Annotated in this window: 15 protein-coding genes and 7 tRNA genes; 3 read left to right on the top strand and 19 right to left on the bottom strand. The window is 50.3% G+C overall.

The window, feature by feature from the left end:
• Positions 1-55: 55 nt before the first annotated feature.
• Positions 56-313, top strand: coding sequence for a GrxA family glutaredoxin (locus K0I63_RS07865; protein WP_011865330.1), 258 nt, complete (start codon positions 56-58; stop codon positions 311-313).
• A gap of 53 nt (positions 314-366) precedes the next feature.
• On the opposite strand, the gene K0I63_RS07860 is transcribed toward K0I63_RS07865, so the two are convergent.
• Positions 367-1,509 (bottom strand): DcaP family trimeric outer membrane transporter, encoded by a 1,143-nt coding sequence (locus K0I63_RS07860; RefSeq protein ID WP_220083056.1) that lies wholly within the window; start codon positions 1,507-1,509, stop codon positions 367-369.
• A gap of 630 nt (positions 1,510-2,139) precedes the next feature.
• On the opposite strand from K0I63_RS07860, the gene K0I63_RS19975 reads away from it, so the two are divergent.
• Positions 2,140-2,268: a hypothetical protein gene (locus K0I63_RS19975; protein WP_258406605.1), complete on the top strand. Its 129-nt coding sequence runs from the start codon at positions 2,140-2,142 to the stop codon at positions 2,266-2,268.
• Between the two features lie 183 nt (positions 2,269-2,451).
• Here K0I63_RS19975 and K0I63_RS07855 read toward each other — a convergent pair.
• The 16 genes from K0I63_RS07855 to K0I63_RS07780 all read right to left on the bottom strand — a co-directional run bounded on the left by K0I63_RS07855 (position 2,452) and on the right by K0I63_RS07780 (position 12,259).
• Positions 2,452-2,527 (bottom strand) — tRNA-Lys (locus tag K0I63_RS07855).
• A gap of 39 nt (positions 2,528-2,566) precedes the next feature.
• A tRNA-Lys gene (locus K0I63_RS07850) sits at positions 2,567-2,642 on the bottom strand.
• A 39-nt stretch (positions 2,643-2,681) separates the two neighbouring features.
• A tRNA-Lys gene (locus tag K0I63_RS07845) sits at positions 2,682-2,757 on the bottom strand.
• 38 nt (positions 2,758-2,795) lie between these two features.
• Positions 2,796-2,871 (bottom strand) — tRNA-Lys (locus tag K0I63_RS07840).
• 38 nt (positions 2,872-2,909) lie between these two features.
• A tRNA-Lys gene (locus K0I63_RS07835) sits at positions 2,910-2,985 on the bottom strand.
• 38 nt (positions 2,986-3,023) lie between these two features.
• Positions 3,024-3,099, bottom strand: a tRNA-Lys gene (locus K0I63_RS07830).
• A 38-nt stretch (positions 3,100-3,137) separates the two neighbouring features.
• A tRNA-Lys gene (locus K0I63_RS07825) sits at positions 3,138-3,213 on the bottom strand.
• Between the two features lie 159 nt (positions 3,214-3,372).
• Positions 3,373-4,095, bottom strand: a complete 723-nt coding sequence (gene ybgF / locus K0I63_RS07820; protein ID WP_220083055.1) for a tol-pal system protein YbgF — start codon at positions 4,093-4,095, stop codon at positions 3,373-3,375.
• A gap of 19 nt (positions 4,096-4,114) precedes the next feature.
• Complete coding sequence (pal, locus tag K0I63_RS07815) at positions 4,115-4,657, bottom strand: peptidoglycan-associated lipoprotein Pal (protein ID WP_011865327.1); 543 nt, start codon at positions 4,655-4,657, stop codon at positions 4,115-4,117.
• Positions 4,658-4,691: 34 nt separating this feature from the next.
• Complete coding sequence (gene tolB / locus K0I63_RS07810; RefSeq protein WP_220044873.1) at positions 4,692-6,017, bottom strand: Tol-Pal system beta propeller repeat protein TolB; 1,326 nt, start codon at positions 6,015-6,017, stop codon at positions 4,692-4,694.
• Between the two features lie 9 nt (positions 6,018-6,026).
• Positions 6,027-6,962: a cell envelope integrity protein TolA gene (tolA, locus tag K0I63_RS07805; RefSeq protein WP_144198589.1), complete on the bottom strand. Its 936-nt coding sequence runs from the start codon at positions 6,960-6,962 to the stop codon at positions 6,027-6,029.
• A 3-nt stretch (positions 6,963-6,965) separates the two neighbouring features.
• Positions 6,966-7,400: a protein TolR gene (tolR, locus tag K0I63_RS07800; protein ID WP_011865324.1), complete on the bottom strand. Its 435-nt coding sequence runs from the start codon at positions 7,398-7,400 to the stop codon at positions 6,966-6,968.
• Positions 7,400-8,089, bottom strand: a complete 690-nt coding sequence (gene tolQ / locus K0I63_RS07795) for a protein TolQ (RefSeq protein WP_011865323.1) — start codon at positions 8,087-8,089, stop codon at positions 7,400-7,402. The genes tolR and tolQ overlap by 1 nt, the downstream gene beginning before the upstream one ends.
• Positions 8,079-8,477, bottom strand: a complete 399-nt coding sequence (gene ybgC / locus K0I63_RS07790) for a tol-pal system-associated acyl-CoA thioesterase (RefSeq protein ID WP_011865322.1) — start codon at positions 8,475-8,477, stop codon at positions 8,079-8,081. Before ybgC ends, tolQ begins: the two co-directional genes overlap by 11 nt.
• Before the next feature lie 158 nt (positions 8,478-8,635).
• Positions 8,636-10,789 (bottom strand): prolyl oligopeptidase family serine peptidase, encoded by a 2,154-nt coding sequence (locus tag K0I63_RS07785; RefSeq protein ID WP_220083054.1) that lies wholly within the window; start codon positions 10,787-10,789, stop codon positions 8,636-8,638.
• 609 nt (positions 10,790-11,398) lie between these two features.
• A complete protein-coding gene (locus tag K0I63_RS07780) occupies positions 11,399-12,259 on the bottom strand; it encodes a flagellar protein MotY (protein ID WP_011865320.1) in 861 nt (286 codons plus the stop codon).
• 168 nt (positions 12,260-12,427) lie between these two features.
• On the opposite strand from K0I63_RS07780, the gene rnt reads away from it, so the two are divergent.
• Entirely contained in the window at positions 12,428-13,141 is a 714-nt protein-coding gene (rnt, locus tag K0I63_RS07775; protein ID WP_220083053.1) for a ribonuclease T, read from the top strand.
• 99 nt (positions 13,142-13,240) lie between these two features.
• On the opposite strand, the gene K0I63_RS07770 is transcribed toward rnt, so the two are convergent.
• On the bottom strand, positions 13,241-14,257 hold the full coding sequence (locus tag K0I63_RS07770; RefSeq protein WP_220083052.1) for a DUF3137 domain-containing protein: 1,017 nt from the start codon (positions 14,255-14,257) through the stop codon (positions 13,241-13,243).
• Between the two features lie 151 nt (positions 14,258-14,408).
• Positions 14,409-15,155, bottom strand: coding sequence for a substrate-binding periplasmic protein (locus K0I63_RS07765; protein ID WP_220083051.1), 747 nt, complete (start codon positions 15,153-15,155; stop codon positions 14,409-14,411).
• Between the last annotated feature and the right edge of the window lie 199 nt (positions 15,156-15,354).

The raw sequence follows: 15,354 nt of genomic DNA, 5'->3' as shown, positions 1-15,354 counted from the left end.
GCAAACCCAGCCGGCCTATGGTATAAAGTCACCAACATTTACTTCTGGAGCGAATATGTTTGTTGTAATTTTCGGCCGTCCAGGCTGCCCATACTGCGTTAGAGCCGTTCAACTGTCAGAGCAACTGGTTGAATCTCGCGATGATTTCAAATTTAAGTATGTCGATATTCATGCAGAGGGTATCACTAAGGCCGATCTGGAAAAGACGGTAGGCAAGCCAGTTGAAACCGTGCCACAGATCTTCATCGATCAAGAGCATATCGGTGGCTGCACCGAATTTGAACAATATGTTCGCGACAACAATTTGCTGTAATTGAGGCAAAGAAAAAGGAGGCTTAGCCTCCTTTTTTATGCTCACTTCACGCCCTAAAGCACATATTTCACCGAGAACATCACGCGATTCAACTCGCCCTTGTCCCCATTTTGTTTAGTGTTCTCAGCATACATATATTCCACCCCAACCGTCATAGGCTTCACTGGCGAATAGAGTAGGTTAATGTAGCCGGAGTAAGACTCTTCGTTCACCGCGCCGCCAGTCAAGGCCACATCGTTATCCGCCTTGAAGCCTGACAGGGTAAAACTTGAACGCCATTTATCGTTCCACCAATGGCGATAAGAGGCAAAGCCGCCGTAAGAGCTGATGCTCTTGATGTCGCCGTCGGCATCCAGCACACCGGCATTGGCATAGTTAAGCGCCATGTAACGCCCTAAGCCATCACCGGCAGTCGCCGATAGTTTAAGATCATCATCACCAACAGGGATCACCCCGGTAAAGTTCACGCCATAGCCCATGGTCTGAGAGTCTATACCGTTCTTCTCAAGGTTAAGTTGACGCGCAATACCAGCCAGCGTGAACTTTGCACCGCCTTGGGTCTTGAAGTTATAACGCGCCACGAAATCTGGCACTATGCCGCTACCGCTGGTGATACGTGAACCACCGCCATTAGGAGTTACCGTAGTTTCAGGATTTTCCAAGGCAAACTGGAAGCCGCCATTGGTGTACCTGACCTGCGTCTGGCGCACGAACGGCGTACCGTCGGCCGCCCCTACAAAATCGAGGTTCTCGGGCAAAGAGCCTGGATTCATGAAGGTACTCCAGGTCTGACCCACGGTCCAGTTGTCGTAACTCACGAATGCATGACGAATACGAGGAGAGTAACTGTTCGATACCCTTTCGTTGCCGTCTGTATGGGTCATGAAGTCCAACTCGATGAAACCAGTCAGCTTGTGACCGTCGAGATCTGTCGTTGTCTTAAAATTAAAGCGAGACTCTCTCGCTTGGAAATCTACGACTTGTTTGCCATTGCCCGGCGTACCATAAATGGTACCTGGAACATAAAACTGGCGAGAAAGATTGCCTGAGTCCGGTGCACCATTGCTGTAGTCACTGAACATGACATCGGCCTTCACATAGCCACCAAACTTGAACTCTGTCTCGGCCATAGCGGCACTGGAACCTAGCGCGAGTAAGGTCGCCGCAGCCAGCAAAGACACTTTTGCGTTTTTCATCTGTCCTCTCCCTTTTTCATTATTATCGCAACGAATATGACGGAGTTAACAAACAAGTAACATTAGCAAAACGTCTATAAGACCAAGGTCTAAAAGCCATGCCTAATATTTGAGAAGTAGCTAGTGAATTAGTCTAGGTTTGGGCAAATGCAATCTAATCATCAAGCCTAACTCACAGTTATGCAGCTGATAAAGGCAGTTAATGTTTAGCGACTTAGCACCAGATCAGAAACATATAAAATTAGAAATAAGAGAGAATAGATCAATATTTAAATAGCTTAGGAATTGAGTAACTTATTAATTGAACCACTTAGGATTGAATAGCAAGAGGAATACTAGGTAGTGAAGGAACTAAATATCAAGGGGAGTGGTGGGTCGTGAAGGATTCGAACCTTCGACCAATGTGGAGTTAAAAAGTAAAGCCAACTGCCTCTCTGCTTTAAAAGCATCGACTGACCTAACAACTTTCTAAATCCCTATCATGATTTAACCACCCAGAAAAAGTGATGGATCGCTAAGGATTCAAGCCTTAACCCCAAATAGAGGTAAAAAATAAAGTCAGCTGGCTGAATTCTAATCTCGAAGAACTAGATTCTGCTCAGTTAAAACTATATCAAATAGGAAAATGCAGTGAAGGAATTAAATGGCAAGAAAGTGGTGGGTCGTGAAGGATTCGAACCTTCGACCAATGTGGAGTTAAAAAGTAAAGCCAACTGCCTCTTCGCTTTAAAAGCATCGACTGAGCTAACAACTTTCTAAATTCCTATCATGATTTAACCACCCAGAAAAAGTGGTGGATCGCTAAGGATTCAAGTCTTAAATCAACATAGAGGTAAAAAGTAAAGTCAATTGACTGAATTCTAATCTCGAAGAACTAAAATCTACTCAGTTAAAACTATATCAAATAGGAAAATGCAGTGAAGGAATTAAATGGCAAGAGAGTGGTGGGTCGTGAAGGATTCGAACCTTCGACCAATTGGTTAAAAGCCAACTGCTCTACCGACTGAGCTAACGACCCATCTTAGGATGCCTAACTGTTTAACCACTGTCAGAAAAGTGGTGGGTCGTGAAGGATTCGAACCTTCGACCAATTGGTTAAAAGCCAACTGCTCTACCGACTGAGCTAACGACCCATCTTAGGATGCCTAACTGTTTAACCACTGCTAGAGAAGTGGTGGGTCGTGAAGGATTCGAACCTTCGACCAATTGGTTAAAAGCCAACTGCTCTACCGACTGAGCTAACGACCCATCTTGGATGCCTAACTGTTTAACCACTGTCAGAAAAGTGGTGGGTCGTGAAGGATTCGAACCTTCGACCAATTGGTTAAAAGCCAACTGCTCTACCGACTGAGCTAACGACCCATCTTAGATGCCTAACTGTTTAACCACTGCTAGAAAAGTGGTGGGTCGTGAAGGATTCGAACCTTCGACCAATTGGTTAAAAGCCAACTGCTCTACCGACTGAGCTAACGACCCATCTTAGGTGCCTAACTGTTTAACCACTGCCAGAAAAGTGGTGGGTCGTGAAGGATTCGAACCTTCGACCAATTGGTTAAAAGCCAACTGCTCTACCGACTGAGCTAACGACCCATCTTAGATGCCTAACTGTTTAACCACTGTCAGAAAAGTGGTGGGTCGTGAAGGATTCGAACCTTCGACCAATTGGTTAAAAGCCAACTGCTCTACCGACTGAGCTAACGACCCATTTCCAACTAAATCTCTTTGATTTAGCGCCCAAACGACTACGTCGCTTCGAGGGCGCCTATAATACCTTTTTCATCTTCTCATGCAAGTGCAAATTCCCCATTTTTTTTTGTTTGCATGAAAAACAGACTAAGAGTATGTTTTTTGGTTAAATAGAGATTAAAGCCCCACCATCTGCTGTTTGGCGATACGCGCCGCAGCGCTATTGGCATATTCGCTAACGACTTGCTGATAGTAACGTTTCGCAGCGGCGTTATCGTTACGCTTCTGGGCGATCATGCCAAGTTTAACCAAACTATCACCACGCTTATTCGACTCTTTAAACTGGTTCACTACAGTATTAAAAGCCTTGCCCGCCTCAGCAAGCTCACCCTTGTTATAGAGTAGCTGACCTAACCAATAGTTAGCATTCGCCGCATAGGTCGAATTGGGGTATTGCGCGATAAACTCACGAAACGCCGGGATCGCCTCATCGTACTGACGCTCTTTCAGCACCAGATTAACCGCGCGCTCATAGCTGGCGGTTTCTCCCAGAGAAGAGGTCTCTGAACTGGTCGCCACAGGGGTTGCGGCCACAGGCGTTGACTTAGCCTTACTCAGGTTAGCGATATCGTCATAGAGCTGGCGCTGGCGCTGCAGCATCTGATTGATTTGATAGCTTTGCTGCTCAGTCAGGCCACGCAGGTCAAGTACCTCCTGTTGGAGGGTGTCAAGGCGCTGTTGCATCTCAAACTCGGCCGCTTGTTTGGCCTTTATGATACGCTCAAGGCGCGCAACTCTATCTTCGGAGGAACCACCGACAACATCCTCAACGGGCGCAGGCGCCGCTACTGCGACGCCAACACTCATCAGAATTGCCGCGGTAAAAACGGCAGTCTTCATAGTTAACCCTATCTAACGCTTAGTAAACCAATACCGCACGACGGTTCTTAGCAAAGCCATCATCGGTGCGAGAGAAATCTTGTGGCTTCTCTTCACCATAGCTCACTATGCTCATCTGGCTCGGTAGCACGCCCATGCTTTGCAGGTACTTGGCAACGGCCTTAGCACGGCGCTCACCCAGCGCGATGTTGTACTCTGGCGTACCACGCTCATCGGCATGGCCTTCGATCATCACGCGAACATTTGGATGCTCGAGCAGGTATTCACCGTGGGCATTAAGCACTTCTGAGAAATCAGAGGATACCGAGCTGCGGTCGAAATCGAAGTAGATGATATGTTCCTTACGCAGTTCCTGGTACTTAATGCGTTGCTGCTCTTCTGGTGTCAGGATAGGAGCTACACCGCCCGTCTCAACGCCACCACCGGCATTCATTTCGCTGCTTTCGCTGCCGCTCATAGAGCTTGTCGCATCGGTTTGTGACTCAGAGGTTGAGCTACACGCGCTGATCGCCATAATCGGCAGGGCAACAACCATAGCTTTAAACAGCTTATTCAGATCCATTTTGTAATCCTTAATCTTGTTCTCAGTAGTAAATTTATAAGAAAGGTGACCAAGCAGGAGACTTCACTTCCCCTTGACCCACTGGCAATCTTGCCTTAAATCGTCCATCCATAGAGACAGCCGCCAACACCTGTTGGCCCTGATAGGTGGTGCCATAGATAACCATAGTACCGTTAGGCGCTATACTTGGCGACTCATCCAAACGTGTGGTCGTCAGCACCTGCATAAAACGCGTCTCAAGATCCATGCGGGCAATATTGAATTTGCCGTTGGTGCGATTCACAAACACCATGCTACGACCATCTGGCGAGATAGAGCCGCCCAGGTTCCATTCCCCTTCGAAGGTCAAGCGTGTAACCTTACCCGATGCCAATGCCACCTGATATATCTGCGGACGACCACCACGCTCTGAGGTGAAGATCAGCGACTTACCGTCGGGTGTCCATGAGGCCTCGGTGTCGATGGCATAATGGTTGGTAACACGTTTTATCGCCTTGGTGGCAATATCCGCCACATAGATCTCAGGCTGACCATCTTTCGACAGGGTTAGCGCTAACTTCTTGCCATCGGGCGAGAAGGAAGGCGCACCATTGATCCCAGGAAAGCTGGTCACTTTGGTTCTTTGCTGAGTATAGATATCCTGAACAAAAACCTCGGCCTGTTTGTTCTCAAAACTCACATAGGCCAAGCGGCGACCATCTGGTGACCAGGCCGGCGACATCAGCGGCTCGGGCGAGCGCAGCAACATCTGCTCGTTATAGCCATCGTAATCGGCAATCATCAACTTATAGGGTGATTTCGCCTTGTGATCCACCACCACGTAGGCGATGCGGGTCAAGAAGGCACCGCGAATACCGGTAAGCTTCTCATAGACGATATCGCTGATTCTGTGACCATACTGCCTGAACTGGGCGCTGCTGATCACTGTCTCGCGGCTATCGAGCAGGTATTCGCTGGCCGACTGAGGGCCCCCAGACTGCATCTGCGCCTTAACCAGATCGATAAGCTCGAAGTTAACCAGGTATTGATCTGGACCATAAGGCTTAACCGTGCCCATGACCACAGCCTCGGCGGCCACATTCGACCAGGCCTTCAAATCCATCTGCGCCAGCGAGCCTAAATTGCGCTGGGGCAGACCCAACTCGTCCATCGGCTTAAAGGTGCCGCTGCGGGTCAGATCCGACATCACCACATCAGAGATCTGTTGCGGCATAGGCGTGCTACCCTGCCACACAAAAGGCACCACGGCGATAGGACGCGCCGCATCGACACCTTCGGTGATCACTATATCCAATGCCGCCTTGGCCGGAATGGTTAAAAATGCCAGCCCCAAGATGAGCCATCTTCCCAAGTTTTTCATGGAACTCCTTTAATTAAACTCCGGTTGTACGGTGAGATTAATCTCTTTTAGCTTGTTATAAACATCGGCCTCGGGTGAAACAGGCAGACGTCCCGCCTTGTTAATCGCCGCCTTAGTCGCACGGCACACTACGGGATCGCCAGACACTATCTCGTTGCCAGTCACAAAGCCATCTTTAGCCAGACGAATAAAGACGCGGCAGCTCTTGCCTCGCATCGACTCATCTACCACCAGGTGGCGCTGAATCGTGGCGCGAATCATCGAGGTATAACGCTGCACCTCACTCATCACTTGCTTGTTGCGAGTCTGCGACAGCGCGGCCTGCTCGGCGGCTAAGGCCTCTTGCATCATACGTTCCTGCTCGCGGCGCGCGGCCTCTTCGGCCTTACGTTTCGCCTCGGCTTCTGCCTTACGCTTACGCTCTTCGGCGGCCTTCTTTGCAGCAGCCTCTTCAGCCTTACGCTTGGCTTCGGCTTTAGCTGCGGCTTCTTCGGCGGCCTTGCGCTCGGCCTCTTTCTGTTTACGCTGGGCCTCGGCCTTCGCGGCCTTCTCCTTCTCCTGCTGTTCTTTGAGCTTGGCAGCCTTTGCAGCCTTGGCCGCATTTTGCGTCTCTAGCTCTTTCTGCTTGCGCTCCTGCTCAAGCTTCTTGATACGCTCCTGCTCACGCTCGCGTGCCTGGCGAGCCTCTTTGGCCTTACGGTCCAGCTCCTCCTGACGCGCCTTCTCCTTGCGCTCGGCGGCCAGCTTCTCGGCTTTTAGCTTCTCAACCTGTTCGTTAACCCGCTTTTGATCCACCACCACGGCCTGCACCGCCGGGGCACTGGCCTGAGGCACCACCTTGGGCTTCTCACTAAAATCGACGCCCATGGCCAAAACAACTATCACGCCAACATGAATACTGGCTGAAATAATGAGTGGAACGGTAAATTCTGATTTCCCTGCCACCTGCTACTCCTCAGGCGAATCTGTCATCAGGCCTACCGAAGGTACGCCTGCTTTTTGTAACGTCACCATTAACTGGATCACCCGCTCATAGGGAATGCTTCTGTCGGCCTTAACCACCACTGGGCGCTCAGGCTCCAGCTGCACTATGGCACTGACTCTGACGGCGATCTCCTCGAGATCCAGCACCTCTTTGCTGCTGGCGCTGCCAATATCCAAGTAATAATCGCCGTCGGCATCGATAGAGGCCACCACGGGCGGCTTACTGTCGGCGGGCAGGCTCTCGGCCTCTCCCTGGGGCAGATCCACCTTAACGCCCTGGGTCACGATTGGCGCGGTCACCATGAAGATGATGAGCAGAACCAACATCACGTCGATATAGGGGACAACGTTGATCTCGGCAACCGGACGACGCCTCTTGCGTTGATAACCCTGCTGCATTAGCCGACTTCCTTCTCGCTATAGGCCTGACGGTGCAGGATGCTAGAGAACTCTTCCATGAAGTTAGCGTAAGACATCTCTATCTTCTCCACCTGAGTCGAGAAGCGGTTGTAGGCGATAACCGCTGGGATCGCTGCAAACAGGCCCATGGCCGTAGCGATAAGTGCCTCGGCGATACCCGGTGCCACCATGGCAAGTGTCGCGTTTTCAACGGCGCCCAACGCGATAAAGGAGTTCATGATCCCCCACACGGTACCAAACAGACCGATATAAGGGCTGGTCGAGCCAATCGTTGCCAGCAATGGCAGATGGGTTTCCAGCTTCTCAAGTTCTCTGGAGAGCGAGACGCGCATGGCGCGATAACATCCGTCCATCACTGCAGCTGGCACCTTGCCGTTAAGGTTACTCAGGCGGGCATACTCTTTAAAGCCGGCGTAAAACATCGCCTCTAAACCGGTATTGCTCTCTTGTCTGGCTGAGAGTTCCTTATAGAGTTTATTGAGATCGACACCGGACCAAAACTTGTCTTCGAATTTGAGCGAACGCTGACGAGCCGAGGTCAGCAGGCGTCTACGTTGAATAATCACCGCCCAGGACACCACGGACAATGCCAGTAGCGTCAACATGACGAATTTAACTAATAGACTGGCCTGTAAAAACAGCCCGATAAAAGAGATATCAGCTTCCACCCTTTAACTCCTGAACAATATGATGGGGAATGGCTTTTGGCCGCATGCGCGATAATGCCACACAGGCCACCTGAATGTGTGCTTCACAATAGAGGGTTCCATCTTGATCCAATAGACGCTGGCGGAACACCATAGAGGCCTTCTTCATCTCTATGACCTCAGACTCGACCAAAAGGTCCTGCTCGAAACGCGCGGCCACCTTAAAATCGATATCGGCGTGTTTGACCACGAAAGCGATATCGTCGGCCAACAGCTGCGTCTGTTTTACCCCTATCTGTTTCAACCACTCGGTGCGGGCACGCTCGAAGAAATTGAGGTAGTTAGAGTGATACACCACTCCACCGGCATCGGTATCTTCGTAGTAAACGGATATAGGCCAACGAAACATAGCTAGAAACGGCTCAACATTCAGATTAAATAGAGGCCTACTATACCGAGTGCCCAGGCAATTGTGAATGCTTGACGCCCCTGTTGCCGGGACTAAGTGCATAAAATTTTGTTAATAAAAAAGGGAAGTTATTCACTTCCCTTTTTAGGTTGGTTTACTTAACCGCCTATCTTGCTCGGCACCGCAAGGCCGAAGCTATGCATTAAGAAACTGTAAATGTCGGCAAATTCATCAATCTTCATCGCCGTCGGCTTACCGGCGCCATGACCAGCCTTTGACTCGATTCGCATGATGATAGGTGCATCTCCCGTCTGTCTGTCCTGCAGCAAGGCGCCAAACTTGAAGCTATGAAGCGGCACCACACGATCGTCATGATCCGCCGTCATCACCATGGTCGCCGGGTAATCGCGCTCACTAATGTTGTGATAAGGCGAGTAGGCCAATAGCGCTGGGAACTGCTCGGCATTGTCGGCGCTGCCATATTCGCTGGTCCAGGCCCAGCCTATGGTGAACTTATGGAAACGCAGCATATCCAGCACGCCTACCGCTGGCAGTATGGCGGCGAAAAGGTCCGGACGCTGAGTCACGGCCGCGCCCATCAGCAGGCCGCCGTTACTGCGACCATAGGCACCTAGCTTGCTCTGATTAGTGTACTTGTTATCGATCAGATACTCGGCCGCGGCAAAATAGTCATCGAACACGTTCTGCTTCTTGTCGAACATGCCTGCCTGGTGCCAGCTCTCACCATATTCTGCACCACCGCGCAGGTTTGGCACTGCGTATACGCCGCCCATATCCATCCAGGCGATGTTAGCCGGGCTGAATCTTGGCGTCAGCGAGATAGAGAATCCACCGTAGGCATACAAGAGGGTTGGGTTTTCACCGTTAAGGGTCAATCCCTTCTTGTACGAGATCATCATAGGTACGCGCGTGCCATCCTTGCTGGAGTAGAACACCTGCTCAGAGACATAGTTGTCCGGGTTAAAGGCGACCTTAGGCTTTGCGTACAGGCTCGACTGGCCCGTCTTAAAGTCAAACTTATAAGTAGTCTGTGGCTGCACATAGCTGTTGAAGGTGTAATAGAAGTAATCCTTGCTGCGCTTACCATATGGACCGGCAATCTTACCCTTACCCGGTAGCTCTACATCCTGACGCTTCACGCCATTCATGCTGAAGATAGTGAGCTTACCCAGCACGTCGTGCAGGTAGCTGACCACCAGGTGATCGTTGATGATGGCCACGCTGGCGATAGGGTCGCTCGACTCAGGGACCACCGTCTTCCAGTTTGCCTTGGCTGGACGATTAACATCCACCGCCACTATCTTGCCATTTGGCGCATCGAGATCTGTCTTGAAGTAGAAGACAGACTTGTCGTTACCCAGGAAGCTGTACTCGGCCTCAAGCTCGCTGATTAGCTCGACTACTGGTGCGTTGGCGTCGCTCAGTGACTTATAGAAGAAACGGTTACGGCTATCTGTGCCCTGCGAGATGGAGATCAACAGATAATCCCCTGCTTCCGACACCTCGGCACCGAAGCCCCAATCTTTATTCTGTGGACGCTCGTAGATCAGCTTGTCTTGCGACTGGTCTGTGCCCAGCTGGTGATAGTAGACCTTCTGGTTAAAGTTAACATCGGCCAGCAAGTTACCGCCTTCGGGCGCATCATAACGAGAATAGTAGACACCTTTGTTGTCTTTGCTCCACTCGGCGCTGGAGAACTTAATCCAGTTAAGCTCATCGCCTAGCTTGGCCCCGGTCGCCACATCGACAAACTGCCACTGCTGCCAATCTGAGCCCGACTTAGAGACGCCATAGGCGATGATCTTACCGTCGCCGCTGACAGAGACGCCGCTCAGGGCAACTGTGCCATCGGTTGAGAAGCTGTTAGGGTCAAGGGCGACCTTCTCTTCACCGGCCTTGTTCTTCACATAGAGGACAGATTGCGCCTGCAGACCGTCGTTGCGGTAATAGAAGGTGTTGTCGCCACGCTCGGTTGGGGCTGTGACCTTCTCGAAGTTCCACAACTCGGTGATGCGATCGACGATCGCCTGCTTGTTTTCCAGCTGCGCCAGAAAATCATGGCCAGCCTGTTGTTGCTGCTTCACCCATGCATGGGTTGCATCACTCTCTTCCTCAAGATAACGGTAAGGGTCGGCAACCTGTACGCCGTGAATTGTTTCGACCACGCCCTGGGGCTGAACCGCTGCCTGCGCCGCTGCCGTTTCATTGGCATGGTACTGGCAACCCATGAGTGTTAAACCTAATCCGGCAAGCAAAAGGGTTTGCTTGGATAAAATCGTCTTAAGAGCCATCTGTAGCCGTCCTGGATATCTCGTTATTATTAATGGTAAACCTGTGAGCTAGCGCCCAATAACCTCGTACTATACAAGTAAAAAAAAACCGTGCAATGGCTACAAATAAACGAATCCGGCATTTGCGAAATTGACTTGTTAATAAAAAAACAACATGGATGAATTATATAAATCGTGAAATTATGCAGCAATTTTGCGTAATCAAGCGCAAATACCCAAAATGTGTGAATTCGGCCCTTTAAACACTCTCTCCTGTCATTAGAAATACTAATCTAAGGCGGGAATTTTTCTAGTTTGTAGGACAAATGGTCTGACCCTATAATTCACCTCGTTTTCCGGAAGTGTCTACCCCGCTGGTAGATGGGAAACAAGAACTCCGAGTTCCCGTGCCAGTCACGTGAATTCATCCCTGGTTCTTATGCTTGACTTCCTTCCTTCAATTTGTTGATTGCAATGATTTATTTGCGGCCCACTTAAGATTAAGTGGGCTTTTTTTTGCCTGTTTTTTACCAGGCTTTTGCCACCGCTCTCTTTCTATCCCGGGCCGATAACAAAAAACCGGCCTTGTTGGCCGGTTTCCATAAATATTATTAACTCATTAAAGCTACTCTAATCCAGCGGCTTGCTGAGGCGGATCACCACGCGTCTGTTACGCGCCCGCTCATCTATGGTGTCGTTAGATGCTACGTGGCGACGCTCGCCGTGACCATAGGTATGGATACGCTCATTGGGGATACCCGCCGACAGGAAGAGCTGTTTGACCGAATTGGCGCGCTTCTCCGATACCTTCTTGTTCACCGAGCGACCACCGAAGCTGTCGGTATAGGCATCGATCAACACCAGCTCGACTTCAGGATCATAAGAGAGATACTCCTGCACCTTAGCGATCTGCGCCTTGGAGTAACGGGTCAGCTCTGAACCACCAAACTCATAGGTCAGCACGGTAAAGGCGATATCATCGAAACTATAGGGCAATAGATTAGCCAGACAGGATTTAAACTCGGCGTAGCGACGACCAAAATTGGCAGCCGACAACCCCACGGCTACCTTGCTGGAACGGTTATACCAGTCGGCATAATAGAAGGTCGGCTGCATGCCACGTTCGAGTTCATTGAGCATGGACCAGGCCGCCTTCTTAGGCACCTCGCCACTGAAATATTTCTGATAGGTGAGATCGGTTATCGGTCGGGATACCACACCAGGTCGCCAGGCGGGCGCCATGCTCATCAACTTGGCGCTGGTCACCTCGTCAGGCTTCACCCACATATCCAGGCTAAAGTTTAAATCATGATCTTTACCGGCGCGGCTGGTAAACACCGCCTTGCCATAGGATGGGATCTCATGTTCCAAGCGACAGATGATGGGGGTATTGCCGCTCAGGCGCCAGGAGGACTGTTCCAGGGAGGCCACATAGTGACGCAACTCGGCCTGCGCCGTCGTCGCCAGACTCAAGCCGATCCCGAATGTCATCGCACATAGCACCCTAACCCACATAGACAGTCACTCTTGTTAATTACGTTACTTATCCCTATCGGCCTAATTTAGCATTCCTTTAGCCCATATATTGACCAATCAAACATGACAAGCTCCCATCGGATACTTCATAATAGCCCCCCACTCTTCACTTTGGATATTTTAATGAGCGATATTTGCGACGCACACAAACTTAAGCATAGATTTCGTGGCTACTTTCCCGTCGTCATAGATGTTGAAACCGCGGGTTTTAATGCTCAAACCGATGCGTTGCTAGAGATCGCCGTCACCCTGCTGAAGATGAATGATAATGGCGACTTGGTACTGGACAAGACGCTACATTATCATATCGAGCCCTTCGAGGGCGCCAACCTAGAGCCAGAAGCCCTGGCCTTTAATGGCATAGACCCAAGCAATCCACTGCGCGGCGCCGTCAGCGAGAAGGAAGCCTTCTTAGAGATCTTTAAAGAGGTCAAGAAGCACCAGAAGGCATCAAATTGTCACCGCAGCATCATAGTGGCCCACAACGCCGCCTTCGACCACGGCTTCGTCACGCAGGCGATTGAGCGCAACGCCCTCAAGCGCACGCCATTTCACCCCTTTGCTACCTTCGACACCGCCGCCCTCTCGGGGCTGGCGCTGGGCCACACGGTTTTGGCCAAGGCCTGTGAGATTGCCGGTATCCCCTTCGACAACAAAGAGGCTCACTCCGCCCTCTATGATACCGAGCGCACCGCCGAGCTGTTTTGTCATATCGTCAACAAGTGGAAGGCCTTAGGCGGCTGGCCGGTGGCCACGCCTAGCGAAGAAACAGGTAGCGATGAAGCAGCCAGCGAGCCGGCTAGCGGGCAAGACACAGATACGAGTGCTAACGGCTAACAAATAGCGAGTATCAATCTTTACTCTTATGAGAGCTTGATAGTGAGAGCTTGATAGCTCGTAGCGGATGCGGCGAGCTATCAATAGATAAAGCGATATTTACAGCCCTGTACGACTGTCCAGATTCAGGGCTTTAATTAAGTCAAACACCTCATAGATCTCCTTAAACACCTGCTCTATGTCATCGACAAAATCCAGTGGCTTTAACAGATCCAGTTTAGGTTCAAAATAATTATGCTTGCAGGCGATCTTAATCAGCAGTCGTCCATCTTTAAAACTCGCCTCTAGTTCGCCACGATAGAAACGAGACAGTGAGAGCATACGCTCCATGGTCGCCGTATTTAGCAAATATCTCGCCTCGACTTGATCGTCGCTATACACCTGAAACTCTCGCTCAAAGGTTGGGTCTTCCAGCTTTACCCGTGTCAGCTTCTGTTTAAACTGCACTAAGCTGTTGCCAATAACCCCTTTATCCTGACGCACCAGGGTATTACCAGAGAATTTCTTTAATAGCGTAAACTCAATCAAAACCCCTTCGAACAGGGTCTTGTATTGGGGTTTATTGTCTTTAGTCCCTTTATACTCTAGTAGCGTCAGCTCTCTCATCAGGAAAGGCACATTGTGGTATTTGCCCTTAACCGAATCGTCAAAGTAGCCCTTGTCATATTTTGGAAAGAGACCATAGTCCTTATAAGCATCCAGTTCGGGTAAGTTCGACGGATTCAACTCAAAGCTCTTGCCAAAATAGCCGAGCAGCAGTGGATAGATCTCATCGACTATCTTAGTGCGCAATTGATTTATCTCGCTACTCGCCCAGATGATAACGCTTGCCACCGCGACGATAGATAAAAAGGCGCCGGCAAAGCCGATATAAAATACGCCATCTTCAAAATCGAGCACTATTGCGCCATAAAAACTCAGGGCAAAAAATGCCAAAAAGACAGGTAATCCTATCAGGGTGACGGGAGCGCTTATTTTTCTGCGGGCCAGATATTTAGCAGCCGCCGCCTGACGAGCCGACTCATAACGCCGACACCTAGGGGCTATCTGTTTCGCGTAATATTGACTAAAGGCCTGCTTGTCCTCGGCCGGAATCGCAAACTCCATTGGATTCATACATCTATCCTTGCTAATGTCCTTGAGCGACAATTAGCGGATATCTTGCGGCCCACGTCAAGAGATGATGATTCGATCGATTGAAAAACAATCGTTTAGTTTACTCGGTTTAATTTGCTTCGAGATAGAAAATCTTGATTTCGGCGAAAGATTATTTACTCAACCGGCTGGCCACAGACTGCCCCGAGGTATATTTAGCCAAAAGCGCATCTATGACGCCCTGGGATCTTAGCAGGCTGATCGCATGGTTAATCTGTCCAAGTAAGGCCTGATGCTCCTTACGCAGGCGGATCACCAACACGCCATCGGAATGCACCGCCGCCAGGGCGATGGGCACCTCCAGCTCCTTGGCCCAATATAACGCGGTAAGATCGCCTGCGATGGCCGCCTGAATTCGCCCCTTCTGCAAGGCGATGATCAGCTCACGTTCGGACTTGAAATCGATACGCGTATATTCACTGTCATCATGGTAGAGGTAGCCACGCACCGTGCCTATCTCCTGGCCGCGGATCTTGTTGATATCCATCCACTGCTCCTGGTTCCCGGCCAGAACTACCACATGCTCCTTTATGGCAAAAATCGGTTGCGACTGCACGAAGGCATCGCCAAGCTCCCCTCCCTCGAACCAGCTGGGGCTGACCACATCGAAATCCAGCCCGCCGGTTGCCAATGCTTGATTGGTCCGCTTAGGCGGATAATGTTTTGCATCTAACCTCACTGGGGTTAAGGCGAAGATCTGCGGCACCAACTCGGCCAGGATCCCTGGGTCTTTGGTGGTCTCGGGAATAAAGTAAGGGTACCAACTGCTAGATCCGTTGACGTCATAGGAGAGCACTGTCTCGGCGCGAAGCGGCGCCGCTAACATCAGGCAAGAGATAAAGGCTAGAGAGATTCGCATCGAGTTATACCGCACGTCTAATACCCTATGTTTAGTAGCTGACTTCTTACTCCCTGGATAAGCCACTTGGGCGATAATTCACAGGGAGTTGCTCTAGGTATATCAGTGGTAAACAAAATGATCAATTCATTAACATTTTTCCTTTGAAACTACCCGGATTAAATGGCCTAGATCAAATAGCCAAGAGTAAAAGAGCCAA

It is taken from the genome of Shewanella rhizosphaerae, from assembly GCF_019457655.1.
Classification (GTDB): domain Bacteria; phylum Pseudomonadota; class Gammaproteobacteria; order Enterobacterales; family Shewanellaceae; genus Shewanella; species Shewanella loihica.
Note: the sequence above shows the minus strand (reverse complement) of the source record. Positions and strands in the feature narration are given on the sequence as shown.